Origin of the sequence: Pseudacidovorax sp. 1753, from assembly GCF_040544975.1 — a bacterium.
Lineage (GTDB): Bacteria > Pseudomonadota > Gammaproteobacteria > Burkholderiales > Burkholderiaceae_C > Xenophilus.
In genome coordinates, this window is sequence record NZ_JBEPKY010000018.1 from 77790 (window position 1) to 96480 (window position 18691).

Annotated in this window: 17 protein-coding genes and 1 pseudogene; 11 read left to right on the forward strand and 7 right to left on the reverse strand. The window is 70.2% G+C overall.

All coding sequences use genetic code 11. The features are described 5' to 3' along the window. The first annotated feature begins 26 nt into the window (after nt 1-26). The 7 genes from ABIC63_RS21635 (at nt 27) to ABIC63_RS21665 (ending at nt 5938) form a co-directional block, all read left to right on the forward strand. Complete coding sequence (locus tag ABIC63_RS21635; protein WP_354321323.1) at nt 27-833, forward strand: glutamine amidotransferase; 807 nt, start codon at nt 27-29, stop codon at nt 831-833. Nucleotides 834-874: 41 nt separating this feature from the next. Further along, a complete protein-coding gene (locus ABIC63_RS21640) occupies nt 875-1525 on the forward strand; it encodes a CDP-alcohol phosphatidyltransferase family protein (protein ID WP_354321324.1) in 651 nt (216 codons plus the stop codon). A gap of 50 nt (nt 1526-1575) precedes the next feature. After that, nucleotides 1576-2223 (forward strand): histidine phosphatase family protein, encoded by a 648-nt coding sequence (locus ABIC63_RS21645; protein WP_294365779.1) that lies wholly within the window; start codon nt 1576-1578, stop codon nt 2221-2223. A 104-nt stretch (nt 2224-2327) separates the two neighbouring features. Beyond that, nucleotides 2328-3899 carry a GGDEF domain-containing protein gene (locus tag ABIC63_RS21650; RefSeq protein ID WP_294365781.1) on the forward strand — a complete coding sequence of 524 codons (1572 nt, stop codon included), beginning with the start codon at nt 2328-2330 and terminating at the stop codon, nt 3897-3899. A 202-nt stretch (nt 3900-4101) separates the two neighbouring features. Continuing rightward, nucleotides 4102-5100 (forward strand): DnaJ C-terminal domain-containing protein, encoded by a 999-nt coding sequence (locus ABIC63_RS21655; RefSeq protein WP_354321325.1) that lies wholly within the window; start codon nt 4102-4104, stop codon nt 5098-5100. 239 nt (nt 5101-5339) lie between these two features. Continuing rightward, the gene (locus ABIC63_RS21660) at nt 5340-5552 is read left to right on the forward strand and encodes an AbrB/MazE/SpoVT family DNA-binding domain-containing protein (protein WP_354321326.1); all 213 of its coding nucleotides are present in this window, start codon (nt 5340-5342) and stop codon (nt 5550-5552) included. Further along, the gene (locus ABIC63_RS21665; protein ID WP_295375535.1) at nt 5552-5938 is read left to right on the forward strand and encodes a type II toxin-antitoxin system VapC family toxin; all 387 of its coding nucleotides are present in this window, start codon (nt 5552-5554) and stop codon (nt 5936-5938) included. The genes ABIC63_RS21660 and ABIC63_RS21665 overlap by 1 nt, the downstream gene beginning before the upstream one ends. 62 nt (nt 5939-6000) lie before the next feature. Here ABIC63_RS21665 and ABIC63_RS21670 read toward each other — a convergent pair whose 3' ends face one another. Continuing rightward, nucleotides 6001-6888, reverse strand: coding sequence for an IclR family transcriptional regulator (locus tag ABIC63_RS21670; protein ID WP_502935901.1), 888 nt, complete (start codon nt 6886-6888; stop codon nt 6001-6003). Between the two features lie 117 nt (nt 6889-7005). On the opposite strand from ABIC63_RS21670, the gene ABIC63_RS21675 reads away from it, so the two are divergent. The 3 genes from ABIC63_RS21675 to ABIC63_RS21685 all read left to right on the forward strand — a co-directional run bounded on the left by ABIC63_RS21675 (nt 7006) and on the right by ABIC63_RS21685 (nt 11779). Continuing rightward, on the forward strand, nt 7006-7983 hold the full coding sequence (locus ABIC63_RS21675) for a Bug family tripartite tricarboxylate transporter substrate binding protein (RefSeq protein ID WP_354321327.1): 978 nt from the start codon (nt 7006-7008) through the stop codon (nt 7981-7983). A 65-nt stretch (nt 7984-8048) separates the two neighbouring features. Then, nucleotides 8049-10412 carry a cytochrome P450/oxidoreductase gene (locus ABIC63_RS21680; protein WP_354321328.1) on the forward strand — a complete coding sequence of 788 codons (2364 nt, stop codon included), beginning with the start codon at nt 8049-8051 and terminating at the stop codon, nt 10410-10412. A 353-nt stretch (nt 10413-10765) separates the two neighbouring features. Further along, nucleotides 10766-11779 (forward strand): phage tail-like protein, encoded by a 1014-nt coding sequence (locus ABIC63_RS21685; protein ID WP_354321329.1) that lies wholly within the window; start codon nt 10766-10768, stop codon nt 11777-11779. Between the two features lie 60 nt (nt 11780-11839). Here the strand turns inward: ABIC63_RS21685 and ABIC63_RS21690 are convergent. Then, nucleotides 11840-12772 (reverse strand): annotated as a pseudogene (locus ABIC63_RS21690) (LysR family transcriptional regulator). Nucleotides 12773-12962: 190 nt separating this feature from the next. Between ABIC63_RS21690 and ABIC63_RS21695 the strand changes: the two are divergent. Continuing rightward, complete coding sequence (locus tag ABIC63_RS21695) at nt 12963-14009, forward strand: aldo/keto reductase (protein ID WP_354321330.1); 1047 nt, start codon at nt 12963-12965, stop codon at nt 14007-14009. Nucleotides 14010-14082: 73 nt separating this feature from the next. Here ABIC63_RS21695 and ABIC63_RS21700 read toward each other — a convergent pair whose 3' ends face one another. The 5 genes from ABIC63_RS21700 to mmsB form a co-directional block, all read right to left on the reverse strand. Beyond that, nucleotides 14083-15075, reverse strand: a complete 993-nt coding sequence (locus ABIC63_RS21700) for a Bug family tripartite tricarboxylate transporter substrate binding protein (RefSeq protein ID WP_294365799.1) — start codon at nt 15073-15075, stop codon at nt 14083-14085. A 45-nt stretch (nt 15076-15120) separates the two neighbouring features. Further along, nucleotides 15121-15885 carry an SDR family NAD(P)-dependent oxidoreductase gene (locus tag ABIC63_RS21705; RefSeq protein ID WP_354321331.1) on the reverse strand — a complete coding sequence of 255 codons (765 nt, stop codon included), beginning with the start codon at nt 15883-15885 and terminating at the stop codon, nt 15121-15123. 14 nt (nt 15886-15899) lie between these two features. Further along, nucleotides 15900-16583, reverse strand: a complete 684-nt coding sequence (locus ABIC63_RS21710; RefSeq protein WP_294365804.1) for a dienelactone hydrolase family protein — start codon at nt 16581-16583, stop codon at nt 15900-15902. A 28-nt stretch (nt 16584-16611) separates the two neighbouring features. Continuing rightward, nucleotides 16612-17361: a GntR family transcriptional regulator gene (locus tag ABIC63_RS21715; protein WP_354321332.1), complete on the reverse strand. Its 750-nt coding sequence runs from the start codon at nt 17359-17361 to the stop codon at nt 16612-16614. Between the two features lie 341 nt (nt 17362-17702). Further along, complete coding sequence (gene mmsB / locus ABIC63_RS21720; protein WP_354321333.1) at nt 17703-18587, reverse strand: 3-hydroxyisobutyrate dehydrogenase; 885 nt, start codon at nt 18585-18587, stop codon at nt 17703-17705. Between the last annotated feature and the right edge of the window lie 104 nt (nt 18588-18691).

The window sequence follows — 18691 nt, forward strand, 5'->3', positions numbered from 1 at the left end:
CCGCCGCACTGCGGCATGATCGGCGGATGACTTCCGCTGGTGCCGCCCTCTCCTCCCCTGCATCCTCCCCCTCCCCGCTCTCGGCCGATTCCCGGCCGCTGCTCATCGTCAAGACCGGCAGCACGCTCGACGCGCTGCGCGCCAAGCGGGGCGATTTCGACGACTGGATCGCCCGTGGCCTCGGCGTCGATGAGGGCGAGATCCAGGTCTGCGACCCGCGTGATGGCGGCCTCCTGCCGGAGCCGGGCACGCTGCGCGGCGTCGTCATCACCGGTTCTCATGAAATGGTCTCGCACCGCGCGCCTTGGAGCGAGCGCACGGCCGCCTGGCTGGCGCGCTGCGTGAAGGCCGAGGTGCCCGTGCTGGGCATCTGCTACGGCCACCAACTGCTGGCGCATGCGATGGGCGGCGAGGTGGACTTCCACCCGGGCGGGCTGGAGATCGGCACCGTGCCGCTGCGGCTGGCGTCCGCTGCGCAGGACGATGCCCTGTTCAACGGCCTGCCGGAGCAGTTCCCCGTCCAGGTCATCCATCGCCAGAGTGCCTTGCAGCTTCCGCCCGGCGCCGTGCCGCTGGCGTCCAACGCGCACGAGCCGCACCAGGCCTTCCGCATCGGCCGCTGTGCCTGGGGCGTGCAGTTCCACCCGGAGTTCGATGCCGAGGCGATGCAGGGCTACGTCCAGGCGCAGGCGCCCCATCTTGACGACCCCGCTGCGGTGGCGTCACAGGTCCGGCCCACGCCGGAGGCCGCCAGCCTGCTGGGCCGCTTTGCGCGGCTCGCCGCGGCCGGAACCGGACGGCAGACTACATCGGCCGCCGCCGTCGCCGGCTAGGGTGATGCGGTCTTTCAGCCCTTTCCAGGAGTGAACGCGCCATGTCCACCCACGCCTCTCCCGTCGACGCTGCCGCGCGTCGTCGGCATTTCTCGATGATCCGCGGCTTCCATCTGGCCGACTTCTTCACCCTGGGCAACGCCGCCTGCGGCATGGGCCTGGTGCTGCTGGCCATGGCCTATGTCGCCAGCGGCGATGTGCGGCATTTCTATGCGGCCGCCGTGCTAGCCCCGGCGGCGTTCGTGCTCGACATCTTCGACGGCCGCATCGCGCGCTGGCGGCAGACCCATTCCGCGCTGGGGCGCGAGCTGGATTCGTTGGCGGACGTGATCTCCTTCGGCGTGGCGCCCGCTGCCCTGGGCTTCGCGGCCGGCCTGCGCGGCGGCTGGGACGCGGCGGTGCTGCTGTACTTCGTGTGCTGCGGCGTGAGCCGACTGGCCCGCTACAACGTCACGGCCGAAACGCTGTCCGAAGGCGGCGACAAGGTGCGCTACTTCGAAGGCACGCCCATTCCCACCAGCGTGGTGCTGGTGGGGCTGCTGGCCTGGGCCGCAGCGCAGGACCGCCTGGGCGGGGCGCTGTGGGGCGGCAGCTGGGAGATCGGGCCGTGGACGCTGCATGCCTTCACATTGCTGTACGCCTTGTCGGGCACATTGATGATCAGCAAGACGCTGCGCATCCCCAAGTTCTGAACGCGCCCGACCGAGCGTCTGCACTCGCGCCGCTACCTCCGATCTGTTCCATGACCCATCCCGCACCCCAACTCACCCAGCATGCCAAGGGCCTGGCGCAATTGATCCAGCTGGCCTCGGCCGTGCCCCTGGACCCGGCCGTCGACCACTTCTATTTCCTTCGCCACGGCCAGACGCCGCGCAATGCGCTGCGGATCTTCCAGTCCTACGACGAGCCGCTGTCGGATCTGGGCCTGCAGCAGGCCGCGCTGGCCGCCGCCGTGCTGGCGAACGAGCCCATCCGCAGCATCGTCTGCAGCGACGCGCGGCGGGCCTTCGATACGGCCCACACCGTGGCGGCGCCGCTCAAGCTCACCCCGGTGGCGCGCGAGGTGCTGCGCGAGCGTCACTTCGGCTGCCTCGTGGGCACCTCGTCGGTGGACATCGACTGGGCATGCGCCCCCGAAGGCGGCGAGACGCTGGCGCAGTTCGTCGACCGCAAGCGTGCCGCCCTGGACGCCGCCCTGCAGGAGCCGGCGCCCGTGCTCGTCGTGGCCCACGGCGGCACCCTGTACGTGCTGGCGGCGCTGCTGAACGTGCCCGTGGATGCGGCGGTGCTGGGCAACGCGCAGCCCCTGCGTTTCGAGCGCGCCGCAGATGGCCGCTGGGGCGTGCGCGCGTTGCGGGCCGCTGACGGCAGCATCGCCGCTGTCGCCTGACACACGGCAGCGGCGCCTGTTGTGGGGCGGCGCACTGGTCATTGCGCCTACATTAACGATGAGTTGACTTTTTCTGACGCCACAGGCGGTTGATACCAGCCTTCATGAAATCCGTCCGCCGCCGTTGGCCCCTGGTGGTCAACCTGAGGCACTTGATCATTGCGCTGACCACGTCCAGCGCCGTGGTGTCGCTGCTGGCCACCTTCTACGCCAGCTACAAGGTGCAGCGCCAGCAATTGATCGCGCAGTCGCTCGAGTCCAACCTGGCCTATGCGAACAAGCTTGCCAGCAGCACCGACGACTACTTCAAGGGCGTGCTGCAGCAGATGGCCTACGCCGCCAGCCAGGTGGCCCCGGCGTTGCATGACGCCGAGCGCGTGGATGCCGAAGCCCGGCGCCTGCACCTGCAGACGGACAGCCTCAATTCGGTCGCCATCGCCGACAGCGCGGGCCGGGTGCTGGCAGATTCGCCCTCACAGCTCAACCTGCGTGGCTCGATGCTGCATACGCCGCAGGCCACCCAGGCCCTTGCGGCGGAGGGGCCGCGGGTCAGCGCGCCCTACCTCGCGCCCAGCGGCAACATGCTCGTGCTGGTCTCGCAGCCCATCGTGGCCACCGACGGCGCGCGCAAGGGCGTGATCCTGGGCGCGATCTACCTGCGGCAGGAGAGCGCGCTGAACAAGCTGCTGGGCACGCACTACTACCACGATGGTTCCTACCTCTACGTGGTCGACCGCCAGCGCCGCATCCTGTACCACCCCGAGGCGCAGCGCGTCGGCGCATTCATGGGCGTGAACGTGGCGGCCGACCGCATCGCCCAGGGCGTCTCGGGCAGCGAGGTGCTCGTCAACTCGCGGGGCATCGAGATGGTGGCGGGCTATTCCATCGTGCCCACCACGGGCTGGGGCATCGTCGTGCAACGGCCCCTGTCGGCTACGCTCGCCCCCATCGGTGCGCTGATGCGGCAGGTGATGGAGTGGACACTGCCGCTGGCCGCGGTGGCGCTCCTGCTGGTCTGGGCCTTTGCCTTGAAGATCGCCAGCCCGCTCCACGCCCTGGCGGCCACCGCTGCCAGTCACCAGCCCGGCGAGTCCGACGCGCGGCTGCGCTCGATCTCGTCGTGGTACTTCGAGGCGGCACAGCTCAAGAAGGCCATGCTGCGCGGCCTGGGCGTGTTCGACGGCAACCTGCGCCGGCTGCAGAAGGACGCGGCCACCGATCCGCTGACCGGCCTGGGCAACCGCCGGCAGTTCGATTTCAGCCTGGCCGTGCTGGCCGAGGGCGAGACCCCGTTCTGCGTGGTGCTGCTCGACATCGATTTCTTCAAACAGGTCAACGACCGCTTCGGCCACAACGTGGGCGACGCCCATCTGCGCCAGCTGGCGGCTCTCATGGCGGAAGGCCTGCGGCCCGAGGACCTGGCCTGCCGCATCGGAGGGGAGGAGTTCGCCCTGCTGCTGCCCCACACCGCCCTGCCCGAGGCGGTGGCCATCGCCGAGTCGCTGCGGCGCCGCGCGGCCGAGTCGGCTGCGCCCGGGGGGCAGGCCGCCACCCTGTCGCTCGGCGTTGCCCAGTGGCGGGGTCCGGACGACGACCTGGAGGCGGTGCTGAGGACGGCCGACGAACGCCTGTATGCCGCCAAGGCGCGGGGGCGCAACCGGGTCGTCTTCGACTGAGCGTCGCCGCGCCCTTGCAAATATCGGGCCAGGACTGCACCTGTGGGTCAGCATCGCCTGGCGCGCAACGCGTGCAGGACCCGCGACGTGGCGCGCCCCCACAGCGCCGCGCCGTCCGGGCGGCACGCCTTGGGCGTCCGGCGACGCAAGGCCCGGCACGGCCAGGGCCTTGCGCATCCACCAACCTGGGACACGCAACGCCATGGACGCTTCGAAGAACCACTACGACACACTGGGCGTGGCGCCCGACGCCACCGCCGACGAGATCCGCAAGGCCTACCGCCGCCTTGCGCGCAAGTACCACCCCGACGTCAGCAAGGAAGCCGACGCGCAGACGCGCATGCGCGAGATCAACGAGGCCCACGAGGTGCTCGGCGACCCCGCCAGGCGCGCCGAATACGACGCGATGGCCGAGCGCCTGCGCCGCGGCGCGACCATGGGGCACGGCGACGGCTTTGCGCCGCCGCCGGGCTGGGAAGACGGCTTCAGCTTCTTCCGCAGCGGCGGCCCGGGCGCCGGTGCCGAGGCGCCGGACCTCGGCGCCTTCTTTTCCGACCTGTTCGGCGCCGGCGCTGCCGGGCCCACGGGTGGCGGTGCCGCGCGGCGCACCCGCGCCGCAACGGGCGAGGACCGCCATGCCGCCATCGAGGTCCCGCTGGAATTCGCCCTGGCCGGCGGCGAGCGCGAGATCCAGTTGCAGGCGGTGGAGCTCGACGCCGGCGGGCGGCCCCGGCCGGTGACCCGGACGCTGCAGGTGCGCGTGCCGCGCGGTGTGCGGCCCGGGCAGCAGATCCGCCTGGCGGGCCAGGGCATGCCGGGCATCGGCGGCGAGCCGGCCGGTGACCTGTACCTCGAGGTGCGGATCGCGCCGCACCCGCTCTACCGCGTCGAGAGGCGCGACCTGGTCATGGATCTGCCCGTGACGCCCGCCGAGGCCGCGCTGGGTGCCGAGGTGGAGGTGCCGCTGCCGGGCGGCGGCACCGGGCAGGTGAAGGTGCCGGCTGCGGCGCGTGCGGGCATGAAGCTGCGGCTGAAGGGCCGCGGGCTGGGTGGCGACCTGTACCTGGTGCTTTCGATCGCCGTCGCGCCGGCCGACAGCGCGGCGGCGCGCGCGGCCTACGAGCAGCTCGCCAGGGCGACGGCCGGATTCGACCCTCGCCGCGACCTCGGCGCGCGCAGCCGCACGACCAGCACGGCATGAGGTAGGCGCTGCGGGCTCCGGACCGCATCGCCGCAGCGGCGGCGGCGCCGTCGCGCCACCGCCCGAGCCTTGGACAGCCATGCCGGCCGCGCTGCCGCCCGGCGTCCGATCCAGACAGTTTGTGCCGATCCCCTCTGTCACCGGAGCCGATGGGGCGGCCCCGCCGGCCGGGTCTGGCGCCATTGAGCCAGGGCAGTATATTCTTACCTTTTCATTATCGATACCAGGAGAGTAGGAAAATGGCCGCCACCGCCACGTTGTCCAGCAAGTTCCAGATTTCCATTCCCAAGGCCGTGCGGGACGAACAGCAGTGGAAACCCGGGCAGGAGTTCGTGTTCATCCCCAAGGGCAAGGGCGTGCTCGTGATGCCCGTGCCGGAGTTGGAGCAATTGGCCGGCATTGCCAAGGGCGCGCGCAAAGACGATTACCGTGACCGCGAGGACCGCTACTGATGGCGGCGCAGCGCGTGGTCGATACGTCGGCCTGGATCGAATGGCTCGATGGCAGCGCATTGGGCAAGAGAGTCGGCCAGCAATTTCCGCAGAAGGCGCAGTGCATCGTCCCCACCATCGTCCAGCTCGAACTGTCGAAATGGATGATGCGGGAAGTCGGCGAGGAAGAGGCCAACCAGGTGATGGCCTACACCCAGAAATGCGTGGTCGTCCCCCTGGACACCGCCATTGCCCTGCTTGCGGCGGACCTGCACCGCGAATACCGGCTGGCCACGGCCGACGCGATCGTGTACGCCACAGCCCGGCGCGTGGGCGCGGAGTTGCTGACCTGCGATGCCCACTTCAAGAACCTGCCGGACGTGGTGTTCTTCGCCAAGTCCGCGTAAGGGTCACCCAAGGACAGGCGTGACATCGACATGCGGCGCAAGGGCTGCATGCCGGGCGGCACTCAGGCGCCGCCGCCATGGACCCCATGGCCCAGATGCCGGCTGGCGGCAGAAGCGGCCTCGCGCAAGGCCAGGCCCACCGGCCCCTCGGGGTCGGGATCGAACCCGCCCGTGGCGCCCAGCGCCGTGATCACCGCCCGCACCCGACCGGCATGGTCGAACAGGGGCGCCGCGATGGCGCTGATGCCCGGCAGGTTGGTGTCGCGCACCCAGGCGCAGCCGGCGGCCCGCACGGACTCGCACAGCTGCGCGATGGGCCGTTCGTCCGCGAGCGAGGCCCGATGCCGCCCATCGGCCTGCGCCAGTTCCGCCTCGGCCAACGCACGCACGCGCGCCTCGTCGCCCAGCCACCCCAGGAAGGTGCGGCCCGTGGCCGACCACAGCATCGGCAGCACCGAGCCGACGCGCACGTTCACCGTGATCGGCAGGCCGGGCTCCTCGAAGCGGACGATGGTCGGCCCTTTGTTGCCCATCACCGCCAGGAAGCAGGTCACTTCGAGCGACTCGCGCAGGTGCACCAGTGCGGGCTCGGCCAGCCGGAGCGGGTCGGCCTGGCGCATGGCGGCCACGCCGATCTGGATGGCCGCCGCCCCCAGGAAGTAGTGCTGCGAGCCGCTGTCCTGCGTCACCAGTTCCTCTTCGACCAGGCTGGCCAGGTAGCGGTGGACCTTGGCGGGGCTTTCGCCCACGTGGGCGGCCAGGGCCGTCAGGCTGGCCCGCCCGCCCAGGCGCGCGAGGCCCTTGAGCACGGCCATGCCGGTTTCGGCGGACTGCACGCGCTGACGGCGTTCGCGGGCACGCGCGGGGGCTCCAGGCTCGGCCGATCCGGCGGTGGCGCCATCGGCTTCGGAAACAGAGGAATCGGGCAAGGGTGGAGGTCGGCGGGGCATGGTGCGCAAGGGAATCGGGTTAACCCGATCCGTGAGATTACGCAATGCGTATCAAAATTACGCCTATCAAAAACCCGAAGACGCCTTGTCGGGCGTCAAGATCTGGAGACTTTTCCAATGAAGAAGCTTCTGGCTTCCTGCCTGATGGCGCTGCCGTTGCTGGCGCCCGTCGCCTCGGCCCAGGCACAACAGGCCGCCTACCCGTCCAAGCAGATGCGCTGGCTGGTGCCCTATCCGGCCGGCGGTGGCTCGGACTTCCTGGCCCGCACCATCGGCCAGCAGCTGTCCACGCAGACGGGCCAGCCCGTGCTGGTCGAGAACAAGCCGGGTGGCAACACCGCCATCGCCGCCGCCGACGTGGTGCGCTCGCAGCCCGACGGCTACACCCTGCTTTCGGCCGACAACGGCACGCTGGTGTTCAATCCGGTGCTCTACAAGAGCCTGAGCTACAACCCCGGCAAGGACCTGGCGCCCGTCACGCTGATGGGCCGCTTCCCGATGATCCTGGTGGTCAGCCCCAGCGTCACGGCCAAGGACGCCAAGGAATTCATCGCCCAGGTCAAGGCCAATCCGCAGGGCATCAACTACGCCTCGGCCGGCGCGGGCAGCCCGCACCACCTGGCGATGGAGCTGCTCAAGACCGAGGCCGGCCTCAAGATGACCCATGCGCCCTACCGCGGCGCCGCCCCGGCCCTGGCCGACGTGGCGGGCGGCCAGGTGCCGGCCATGATGGTCGACCTGGCGGCCGGTGCGGGCTTCATCAAGGGCGGCAAGGTGCGGCCCCTGGCCGTGGCCAATGCCACGCGCCTGCCGCAGCTGCCCGATGTGCCGACCTTCGCCGAGCTGGGCTTCAAGAACGTCGAGGCCGCCGCGCTGGTGGGCCTGGTCGTGCCGGCCGCCACGCCAGCCGAGACGGTGAACGCCCTCAACAAGCAGGTGGTGGCCGCCATCAACGCGCCCGATGTGCACAAGAAGCTGATCGATTTCGGTGTCGAGCCGGTCGGCAACACGCCCGCGCAGTTCGCCGAACTGCTCAAGGGCGAGAACGCGCGCTGGCACAAGCTGATCCGTGACCTGAACATCACGCTCGATTGATTCTTCACCGGCGCCCGCGCTGTCTTCCGGGATAGCGCGGGCGTTTCGCTTTCCGGAGTTGCCGAATGACTGCCTCGACCGCCGACGCCCCTGCTTCCGCTCCTGCCGGCGGCTGCCCCTTCGCCCATGTCGCCGCGCCCGCACCGGCCGCGCCCAATGGCTGCCCGGTCAGCCATGGCGCCGCCGCCTTCGATCCCTTCAGCGACGGCTACCAGCAGGACCCGCCCGAGTACGTCCGCTGGGCCCGGGAGCAGGAGCCCGTCTTCTACAGCCCGCTGCTGGGCTACTGGGTGGTGACGCGCTACGAGGACATCAAGGCGATCTTCCGGGACAACCTCACCTTCAGCCCCTCCATCGCGCTGGAGAAGATCACGCCCACCGGGCCCGAGGCCAACGCGGTGCTGGCCAGCTACGGCTTCGCCCTCAACCGCACGCTGGTCAACGAGGACGAGCCGGCCCACATGCCGCGCCGCCGTGCGCTGATGGAGCCCTTCACGCCCGAGCACCTCAAGCACCATGAGCCGCTGGTGCGCCAGCTGGCGCGCGAGTATGTGGACCGCTTCATCGACGACGGCCGCGCCGACCTGGTGGACCAGATGCTCTGGGAAGTGCCGCTCACCGTCGCCCTGCACTTCCTGGGCGTGCCCGAGGAGGACATGGACACGCTGCGCCAGTACTCCATCGCCCACACGGTCAACACCTGGGGCCGGCCGAAGCCGGAGGAACAGGTGGCCGTGGCCCATGCCGTGGGCAACTTCTGGCAGTACGCGGGCCAGGTGCTCGACAAGATGCGCGCCGACCCCGACGCACCGGGCTGGATGCAGTACGGCATCCGCATGCAGAAGCAACTGCCGGAGGTCGTGACCGACTCCTACCTGCATTCCATGATGATGGCCGGCATCGTCGCCGCCCACGAGACCACGGCCAACGCCACCGCCAACGCGATGAAGCTGCTGCTGCAGCACCCCACCGCCTGGCGCGAGATCTGCGAAGACCCGGGCCTGATCCCCAATGCCGTCGAGGAATGCCTGCGCCACAACGGCTCGGTCGCCGCCTGGCGCCGGCTTGCGACCAAGGACGTGACCGTCGGCGGCATCGCCATTCCGGCGGGCAGCAAGCTGCTGATCGTCACCTCGTCGGCCAACCATGACGAGCGCCACTTCGCCGATGCCGACCTGTTCGACATCCGCCGCGACAACGCCAGCGACCACCTGACCTTCGGCTACGGCTCGCATCAGTGCATGGGCAAGAACCTCGCGCGCATGGAGATGCAGGTCTTCCTGGAGGAATTCACCCGCCGTCTGCCCCACATGCGCCTGGCCGAGCAGCAGTTCAGCTACGTGCCCAACACCTCTTTCCGCGGCCCCGAGCACCTGTGGGTGGAATGGGACCCGATGGCCAACCCGGAGCGCCGCGATCCGGCCGCCCGCGATGGCGAGCGCGCGCCGGTGCGCATCGGCGAGCCCACGGGCCATGCGCTGACGCGGCCCGTGGTCGTCGAGCGTGCCGAGCCGGCGGCCGAAGGCATCGTCCGCCTGCGCCTGGTGGCCGCCGATGGGGGCACCCTGCCCCGCTGGTCGCCCGGCGCGCACATCGACGTGGAGTGCGGCGACACCGGGCTGTCGCGCCAGTATTCGCTGTGCGGTGACCCGGACGATGCCCGTGCCTTCGAGATCGCCGTGCTACTGGAGGCAGAGAGCCGGGGCGGCTCGGCTTGGATGCATGCCCATGCCCACGAAGGCGCCCGCCTGCGCATCCGCGGCCCGCGCAACCACTTCCGGCTCGACGAAGGGGCGAAGCGCCTGGTGCTGATTGCTGGCGGCATCGGCATCACGCCGATCAGCGCCATGGCGCGGCGGGCGCAGGCGCTGGGCATTCCCTACGACCTCCACTACTGCGGCCGTCGGCGCGCCACGATGGCGATGGTGGACGAGTTGCAGGCACTGCACGGCGAGCGGCTGCACCTGCACGCGGGCGACGAAGGCCGGCGGCTGGACCTGGCCGAACTGCTGCGCGTGCCGATGCCCGGCACGCAGGTCTATGCCTGCGGCCCCACGCGCCTGCTCGATGCGCTGGCTGCCCACACCGCCCACTGGCCCGAGGACAGCCTGCGCGTGGAGCATTTCGCCTCCACGCTCGGCACGCTGGACCCGAGCCAGGAGCATGGCTTCGACGCCGAACTGAAGGATTCGGGCCTGACCATCGCCGTGCGGGCCGACCAGACGCTGCTTCAGGCCCTGCGCGCTGCCAACATCGACGTGCAGAGCGATTGCGAGGAAGGCCTGTGCGGCTCCTGCGAGGTGACGGTCATCGAGGGGGACATCGACCACCGCGACCGCGTGCTGACCCGCGCCGAGCGCGAGGAGAACCGCAAGATGATGAGCTGCTGCTCGCGGGCCTGCGGGCAGAAGGTGGTCTTGCAGCTTTGAACCGGTCGCCGATTCAGCGTCCCTATTCCGCCGCCGGGCCCTGAATATCCATGGATCGACTGACGCTCAAAAAAGACGGCAAGCCCAAACGACTGATAACCAACTGTCAATGCAACAGTGAAGCTTAAAGAATTGTTCACGTAAGCTTCCTTGGCATGGAAAGCCCACTCCGAGTGAGCAATGCGGCGCACTACCATTCCCGGCTTTCCGGGAGTGCACTCATGAAGCCATGTGCTTTTAGGCTTTTTGACAAAAAGAAAATAGACGTCTTATTGGCGGTCGGCGCAGCGCGCAAACCGCTGGCAATTCTTCTGGGGGGCGCATTGATTTGCGGGGCCGCCGGCGCACAGATCGTGATCAGCGACAGCGGCGTGGCGCCGGCCAATCCCGGCGCATTGCTCGAAATGGACAGCAACAGCCGCGGTCTTCTGTTCACCCGTATTCCCCTGACCGACAGCAGCACCTGGGGCCTGGCGGGCAGCCAGCCCGTCGATGGCATGGTGGTCTACAACACCACCTCGGGCAATGGCCTGGCACCCGGGCTCATGGTGTGGACCAGCGGCCGATGGGTGAATGTGAACGACACGTCGTACCTCAACGTCAACGCCGGCACTGCCGGCAATGCCTCGGCCGCCACATCGGGCGCCACCGGCACGGGCAGCATGGCGGTGGGGCCCGACGCCAGCGCCGCCGGGGGCCAGGCGCTGGCCGTCGGCCAGAACACCAGCGCAGCCGGCGCGGGCGCCGTCGCCGTCGGGCACAACGCGTCGGCCTCCGGTGCCGGGTCGGTGGCCCTCGGCGAATCCGCCACGGCCGACACCCCCAACAGTGTGGCCCTGGGCGCCGGCAGCCGGACCCGCCCGACCGTGGCCACGCCGGGCACGCGGATCGCCGGCAGCGACTACGCCTTCGCGGGCGGCAGCCCGGCCGGGGCGGTCTCGGTCGGGAGCAACGGCAGCGAGCGCCAGGTCCAGAACGTGGCGGCAGGCCAGTTGAGCCCCGCCAGCACGGACGCCGTCAATGGCAGCCAGCTCTACGCCACCAACCGTGCCGTGGAGGCCTTGAATGCGTCCACCGGGGTCCTGCAGAGCCGGGTCGACCGGCTGCAGGATCAGCTCAGCCGCCAGGGCTCCGCCCTGTCGGGCGGCATCGCGGCGGCTGCGGCGATGGCCGTCGTCACGCCGATGGACCAGCGGCGCTATCACCTGACCGGGTCGGTGGCGAGCTACAACGGCCAGGCGGGGGTGGGCATGAACCTCCTGCGTCGCTCGGACGACGGCCGCACGACGCTGCATGCCGGCGTCGGCTGGGGCACGGGCGGCAGCAAGGCCATCGCCCGGGTGGGCTTCGGCGTCTCCTTCGACTGATGGGCCGCAGATGGTCGCCGGAGGCCTCTTCTTCGACGCGACCGAGCCGGACGCGGCTGCTCAGGCCGGCCCCGCCCGGTCCGTGCGGAGCAGCCGCTCGCCCTCCGCGCGCCACCAGTCGATGAAGGCCCGCAGGGCCGGCGAGGTCTGGCGCCGGCCCGGGTAGTAGAGCTGGAAGCCGGTGCCCGGCGGGCACCAGTCGTCCAGCACGGCCACCAGCCGGCCGCTGCGCACGTGCGGCGCGGCCATCGCCTCGTAGACATAGGCCCAGCCGGCGCCGTCGAGCGCGGCCTGCAGCGCGAGCGGCTGGTCGTCGACCGTCAGCCGACCCGGCACGTCCAGCGCCACGCGCTCGGTGCCGCGGGCGAACTCCCAGTGATAGAGCTCGCCGTGCGGAAAGCGCTGGCGGATGCAGGGCCGGGCCAGCAGCGCCCAGGGGTCCTCAGGCGCGCCGTCCGCGGCCGCCAGCGCCAGCGTGCCGACCACCACGAAGCGCTACGGACCGCCCATCGGCAGGGCCACCATGTCGCGCGGCACCGCCTCCTCGAAACGGATGCCGGCGTCGCAGCCGGCGCCCACGATGTCCAGGAAGCCATCCTGCGTCTGCAACTCCAGCGCGATGCGCGGGTGAGCGGCGAGGAAGGCGGACATGACCGGCGCCATGATCAGTTGTGCGGCGCTGCGGGGCATGTTCAGGCGCAGCAGCCCGGCGGGCTCGCCCGCGGCCTCGTGCGCGGACTGCCAGGCGGCCTCCAGCCCGTCGAGATGGGGTCGCAGACGTGCCAGCAGTTGCAGGCCGACGGCACTGGGCGCGACGCTGCGCGTGGTGCGCTGCACCAGCGGCTGTCCCAGCGCTTCTTCCAGCGCCCGCACCGACTGGCTCACCGCCGAGGGCGTGACGCCCAGGCGGGCGGCGGCGCGGCGATAGCTCTGCAGTTCGGCCACCGCGGCGAAGGCGCGCAGCTGGCGAAGGTCGGGTGGCGACGGCGTCATGGGGCCGGATTGTGAAGCGGCGCTGCATGGGCCATGCAGCCTGCGCTGGATTGCCACGCTGGCGCCTGCGGACGACGATGCAGACCTGTCCAGCGTACTGGTGTACGCGCCGCGCTGGCGTCAGTTCCATCCGGGCCGGTGCCTGGCCCGCCAGCCAGGGGGCCCGCCGTCTTTCTTCCATCAGGCTTTCATGAGCATCCGCCCCGCCCCTTCCGATCCCGTTTCTGCCGCACCGCGCCCGCTCGCCGGCCGCCCGGTCTTCCCCGTCGGCCTCGGCTGCATGGGCATGAGCGAGTTCTACGGCGCCACCGACGACGCCGAATCGCTCGCCACGCTGCGCGCCGCAGTCGACCTCGGCGTCCAGCATTTCGACACCGCCGACACCTACGGCTTCGGCCACAACGAGCAACTGGTGGGCCGCTTGCTCGCCGGCCTCGCCGCCGCCGACCGCCAGCGGCTGACCGTGGCCACCAAGTTCGGCATCGTGCGCGAGCCGGGCCGTTACGAGCGGCGCATCGACAACACGCCGGCCTACATCCGTGCGGCCTGCGAGGCCTCGCTGCGGCGGCTGGGCACGGACCGCATCGACCTCTACTACTGCCACCGGCGCGACACCGCGGTGCCCATCGAGGACGTGGCCGGCGCGATGGCGCAACTGGTGGCCGAGGGCAAGGTGCGGGCCATCGGCTTCTCGGAGATTGGACCGGAGAGCCTGCGCCGCGCCCATGCGGTCCATCCGGTGGCTGCGCTGCAGAGCGAGTTTTCCCTCTGGGAACGCGGGCTGGAGACCGAGCTGCTGCCGCTCACCCAGCAGTTGGGCGTCGCTCTCGTCGCCTACAGCCCGCTGGGCCGCGGCATGCTGACGGGCGCCCTGCCGGCAGCGTCGGAACTGGAGGAAGGCGACTTCCGCCGGGCCCTGCCCCGCTTCAACGGCGAAGCGGCCGAGGCCAACCGGCGGCAGGTGAAGGCCCTGAAGGCGCTGGCGGCGCAATGGGATCTGCCCGCCACACAACTGGCCCTGGCCTGGGCGCTGCACCGCGGCCCCCACGTGCTGCCGATCCCGGGAGCGCGGCGGCAGACGCATCTGACGCAGAACGTCGGCGCCGCAGGCGTGGCGCTCGACAGCGCGCAGATGGCGGCGCTGGACCGGCTTTTCTCGCCCGGGTCGGCCGCCGGCGCGCGGTATCCGGATGCGGGCTGGGCCGGCATCGAGGGCGCCGACGGTTTGCCACGGTAGCCTCTGTTGCGGCGGAAGTCGGCGCCTTGGACCGCCCGCGACTCAGCGTCCTCCCCCGGCCGACGGCAGCGGCTCACGACTCCGCGGTGAAGCCGATCTTGCGCACCAGCGGACCCCAGCGCTCGGTCTGCGCCCGCTGCGATTCGGCCATCTCCTCCGGCGACGACACGGAGGCCACGAGACCCACGCCCGCCAGCGAGTCGACGACGGCACGGTTCGCCATGGCAAGGCGCAGGGCCTCGTTGGCGTTCTTCACCACACTGGCCGGCGTTCCCGCCGGTGCATAGAAGCCGAACCATTCCTCGCTGCTGAGCATCGGGAAGCCCTGCTCCGCAAAGGTCGGCACCTCGGGCGTGAAGACCGTCCGCCGCGGCCCCGAAGTGCCCAGCAGGCGCAACTTGCCGGCCTTGTAATGCGGCAGCAGATCGCCCGTCGTGGTGAACATCACCGGGATCTGGCCTGCCACCACATCGGCAATACCGGGCACGGCGCCCCGGTAAGGAACCTGGACCAGCGGCAGCTTGGATTCGAGCCCCAGCAGCGCGCCCAGGAAGTGCGAGGTCGAGCCCGCGGCCGGCGAGCCGTAGCTGGCGAACTGCGGATTGGCCCGGACCCAGGCCACGTAGTCCGGCAGCGTCTTGACCGACGCCGGAACCATCGGGCCGACGGCCATGGCCTGTGTGGTGGTGGCGGCGATGCCCACGGGCACGAAGTCGGCCACCGGGTCGTAGCCCAGCTTCTTGTAGACGAAGGGGAAGATCACCATGCACGAGTACGGCGTGCACAGCAGCGTCTGGCCATCGGGCGCCGCGCCTTTGACCGCCATGCAGGCGATCTGTCCGCCGGCGCCCGACCGGTTGTCCACGATGGCGGTCTCGGCAAAGCTGCCGCCCAATTTCTCGGCCACCCGGCGTGCCACCAGGTCGGTGGTGCCACCGGGGGCGTAACCCACGACGATCCGGGTGGACTTCAGGGGTGCGGGCTGCGCCCGTGCTGAAGTGATGGCCAGGGGCGGCAGCACCAGGGCGGCGGATCCGGTGGCGACGAGTCGGCGGCGAGTGAGCATGGAAACTCCAGGTTCAGGGTTGACGGAAATCGGACAGCCGCGCGTTCAGATGGCGCAGTACCCGCCATCGACCGGCAGCGTCACACCCGTGATGCAGGCAGCCTGGTCCGAGGCGAGGAAATGAACGGCATGGGCCACATCGGCCGGCAGGACCGTGCGATGGAGCGGCACGCGCTCCAGGAAGGCGGAGAGCGCCTTGGGATCGCGGCGGGTGCCTTCCGTCATGTCGGTTTCCGTGATGCCCGGCGCCACGGCATTCACCCGGACGCCGTCGCCGCCGAGTTCGAGCGCCAGGGCCTGGGTCAGCTGCTTCACGCCGCCCTTGGACGCGGTGTAGGCCGCCGAATTGCGCACGGCCACGAATGCGTGGATCGACGCCACATTGACGATGCAGCCACGCGTCTGCCGCAGTTGGGGCGCGAAGGCCCAGGCGGCGTGGAAGCATCCGTCGAGGTTGACGGCCAACGTGCGGCGCCAGTTGGCAAGGCTGCCGGGCTCGTCCAACGCGCTGCGTAGCAGGATGCCAGCGTTGCTGACCAGCACGTCGCAGGGCCCCAGGCGCGCGCGGGTCGCCTCGGCTGCCTCCTGCAGGGCCTCGGCCTGGGCGACGTCGCTCACGCATTCCAGCACCGGCACACCGGTCGCCTGGACCTGCGCCGCCGCCTCGCGCAGCCGAGCGCCATCCACGTCCACCATGGCGATGGCCGCACCCTCGCGCGCAAAGCGATGCGCTACGGCCAGGCCAATGCCCTGCGCGGCGCCGGTCACGACGACGACGCGACGTTCGAGGGATCCGGAAGACCCGGCCATGTCCGACATCCGCTTCAGGCTGCCAGGAAGGCCAGCGTCCGCGTGCGCGCGAGTGCAGCGGCCTCGGCGTCGAAATGCTCGCCGCCCGGGCGGGCGAAGGCGTGGTCGCAACCCGTGTAGACGTGGGCCGGCATCCGGTCCTGCAGCGCTGCCCGCGCCAGGATGGTCTCGCGTGCTGCGGGCGGCACGAACCCGTCGAGCTCCGCGATGTGAAGCAGGCAAGGGGCCGCATCGACGCGCTGGGCCGGCAGCAGATCCTCCAGACCGACGCCGTAGTAGCTCACGGCCGCAGCGATCGGCGTGGACAGCGCCATCATCACGGCCAACCGTCCGCCCAGGCAGTAGCCAAGCGCGCCGACCTTGTCGCCGCGGCCCTGGGCCTGGAACCATTGGCGCGCGGCATCCAGGTCGTGGACGGCGCGTTCGAAGTCCATGCCCTGCATGAGCGCAATGCCCTGCTGGAACTGCGCGGGCACGCGCGGATCCAGCCGCACGCCCGGCTGCTGCCTGGCGAACAGATCCGGGCACAGCACCTCGAAGCCCTCCAGGGCCCAGGCCTGTGCGGCCTGCTCCATGGCATCGTTGATGCCGAAGATCTCCTGGATCAGCACCAGGGGACGCCCGGTGCCGGAGGCGGTGGGCACGTGGAGGGCAGGCAATGAAAAGCCGTCGCCGGCGGGGATCTGGATGAGTTGCACGTCGTGTTCCTTTGGATGGATGAGCGCCTCAGGCGGGTGCCCGATGGCTTTTGAGTTCGATGGAAATGAGTGCCGGGTTGTGGATGGAGCGCACGTACTCGATCAGCACATCCCCCGGTGCATAGAGCCATGCCTGCACCTGGAGCCCAGGCGCGCCTTCGGACAGGCCCAGCGCAGCGGCGGCGTCTGCATTCAGCGCACAGGCCGAGACGCAGTGCCGGATGCTGTGCACCGCAAGCCCGTATACCTTCTCGACGAGCGTGTAGACGCCGTCGACCTCCTCGGCCAGGAAGGGCGTGATGCCCGCGTATTTGTTGTCGACATAGACACGGGTCCAGGTGCACGGCGTGCTGGCTCCCTGCATGTGGCGGACACCGTCGATCGCGAGCCAGTAGCCGGTGCTGCTCGGCACGCCGACGAGGCCGGTGTCGGGCTCTCCCTTGACCGTGGCATGGCCATGGATACGCATGGCAGTCTGGCCAGCCAGCCTCAGGGCGTGTTCGAGGCCGTCCATCTGCTGCACGTAGGCATCGGCCATCGCAGCGGCGATGACTTTGGTTCCTACCTTACGTACACGCTGGACCACCCCACCCTTTTCGAGGATGTCGAGCGCCTGCCGAAGCGTGACGCGGCTCACCCCAAGCTCCTGTGCAAGATCGATTTCCTTGGGCAAAACGGTGCCGACGGAGCGCACGCCAGACTTGATCTGCTCGAGCAGCGTCACGCTGACCTGCCGGTACAGCGGTTCACTCGCGAAATTTGATCTGGTCTTTTTCATAAGGTACTAACCTAATAATAGATGGGATGAGGTTGCGCGCGCAAGCGCTTTGATGCGGCGCACGCATGCAGCAGCGATGGAGCGCCGGGCGGCGCTACGCCGAGGATTCGAACCGAGCGGTGCGGAAACTGCGCAAAACAGTGCGCGCCGCGCCTGCAAAGGGCAGCGACACAAAGAGGCGTGGGAGCGAGCAGTCTGCGCAGCGGCTCCCGCCACGCAACGCGAGCCGCAGGGAAATGCCGGGCGTGCCGGGCGGGAATGCCTTCGAACCGATGCGCGGATGCGGCCGCTGCAGGATGGGCTTCGGCAGCCTCGCGCCGCCTGTGGCGCCGACCCGGGCGTCAGCCCTTCTGCACCATCCGTATCACGCTGGAGAAGTCCAGCGCACCATGCCCCGCCAGGCTGTGCGCCGCATAGAGGCTGCGCGCCAGCCCGCCCAGCGGCGTGCTGGCTTTGACGGCCATGGCGTTCTCCTGCGCCAGGCCCAGGTCCTTGAGCATCAGGTCGGTGCCGAAGCCACCGGCGTAGCCCTTGGAGGCCGGGGCGGTCTCCATCACGCCGGGCAGCGGGTTGTACTTCTCCAGCGCCCAGTTGCCGCCGGAGCTGCGGCGCATGATCTCGGAGAGCACCTTCGGATCCAGCCCGTTGGCCACGCCCAGGGCAATGGCCTCGGAGGTGCCGATCATCAGGATGCCCAGGAGCATGTTGTTGCAGATCTTGGCCGTCTGGCCGGCGCCGGGGCCGCCCGCGTGGAAGATGTTGGCGCCCATCTTTTCCAGCACCGGCCGGGCCCGGGCCAGGTCGGCCTCGCTGCCGCCCACCATGAAGGTCAGCGTGCCGGCGATGGCCCCGCCCGTGCCGCCGGACACCGGCGCGTCGATGACGGCGATGCCGCGTGCGGCGCCGGCCTCGGCCACCTGGCGCGAGGTGGCGGCGGCGATGGTGCTCGAATCGATGACCAGCGTGCCGGGCGCGATCTGCGCCAGCAGGCCGCCCTCGCCAAGGTAGAGCGATGCCACATGGGCGCTGGCCGGCAGCATGCTGACCACCACCTCGGCCCCGCTCACTGCGGCGGCGGCCGACGCGGCGATGGCCACGCCCTGGGCCCGCAGCGCATCGCACGCGGCGGCCGACAGGTCGAAGGCGCTGACGACATGGCCGGCCTTGTGCAGATTCAGGGCCATGGGGCCGCCCATGTTGCCGAGGCCGATGAATGCGATCTTCATGTGTGTCTCCTTGGATGTCTTGGGTGATGTCAGCGGACGAGAAGGCCGGCCTGCGGGTGCGGTGGTCGGTGCTGGTGCCTTGGGAGCAAGCGCGACGGCTGCGG

Coding starts and splice junctions, on each gene's coding strand:
- ABIC63_RS21705 (WP_354321331.1), bottom strand. CDS start 15,885: ATGGCCGGGTCTTCCGGATCCCTCGAACGTCGCGTCGTCGTCGTGACC.
- ABIC63_RS21635 (WP_354321323.1), top strand. CDS start 27: ATGACTTCCGCTGGTGCCGCCCTCTCCTCCCCTGCATCCTCCCCCTCC.
- ABIC63_RS21665 (WP_295375535.1), top strand. CDS start 5,552: ATGGCGGCGCAGCGCGTGGTCGATACGTCGGCCTGGATCGAATGGCTC.
- ABIC63_RS21675 (WP_354321327.1), top strand. CDS start 7,006: ATGAAGAAGCTTCTGGCTTCCTGCCTGATGGCGCTGCCGTTGCTGGCG.
- ABIC63_RS21655 (WP_354321325.1), top strand. CDS start 4,102: ATGGACGCTTCGAAGAACCACTACGACACACTGGGCGTGGCGCCCGAC.
- ABIC63_RS21700 (WP_294365799.1), bottom strand. CDS start 15,075: ATGCTCACTCGCCGCCGACTCGTCGCCACCGGATCCGCCGCCCTGGTG.
- ABIC63_RS21645 (WP_294365779.1), top strand. CDS start 1,576: ATGACCCATCCCGCACCCCAACTCACCCAGCATGCCAAGGGCCTGGCG.
- ABIC63_RS21715 (WP_354321332.1), bottom strand. CDS start 17,361: ATGAAAAAGACCAGATCAAATTTCGCGAGTGAACCGCTGTACCGGCAG.
- ABIC63_RS21670 (WP_502935901.1), bottom strand. CDS start 6,888: ATGCCCCGCCGACCTCCACCCTTGCCCGATTCCTCTGTTTCCGAAGCC.
- mmsB (WP_354321333.1), bottom strand. CDS start 18,587: ATGAAGATCGCATTCATCGGCCTCGGCAACATGGGCGGCCCCATGGCC.
- ABIC63_RS21695 (WP_354321330.1), top strand. CDS start 12,963: ATGAGCATCCGCCCCGCCCCTTCCGATCCCGTTTCTGCCGCACCGCGC.
- ABIC63_RS21680 (WP_354321328.1), top strand. CDS start 8,049: ATGACTGCCTCGACCGCCGACGCCCCTGCTTCCGCTCCTGCCGGCGGC.
- ABIC63_RS21650 (WP_294365781.1), top strand. CDS start 2,328: ATGAAATCCGTCCGCCGCCGTTGGCCCCTGGTGGTCAACCTGAGGCAC.
- ABIC63_RS21660 (WP_354321326.1), top strand. CDS start 5,340: ATGGCCGCCACCGCCACGTTGTCCAGCAAGTTCCAGATTTCCATTCCC.
- ABIC63_RS21640 (WP_354321324.1), top strand. CDS start 875: ATGTCCACCCACGCCTCTCCCGTCGACGCTGCCGCGCGTCGTCGGCAT.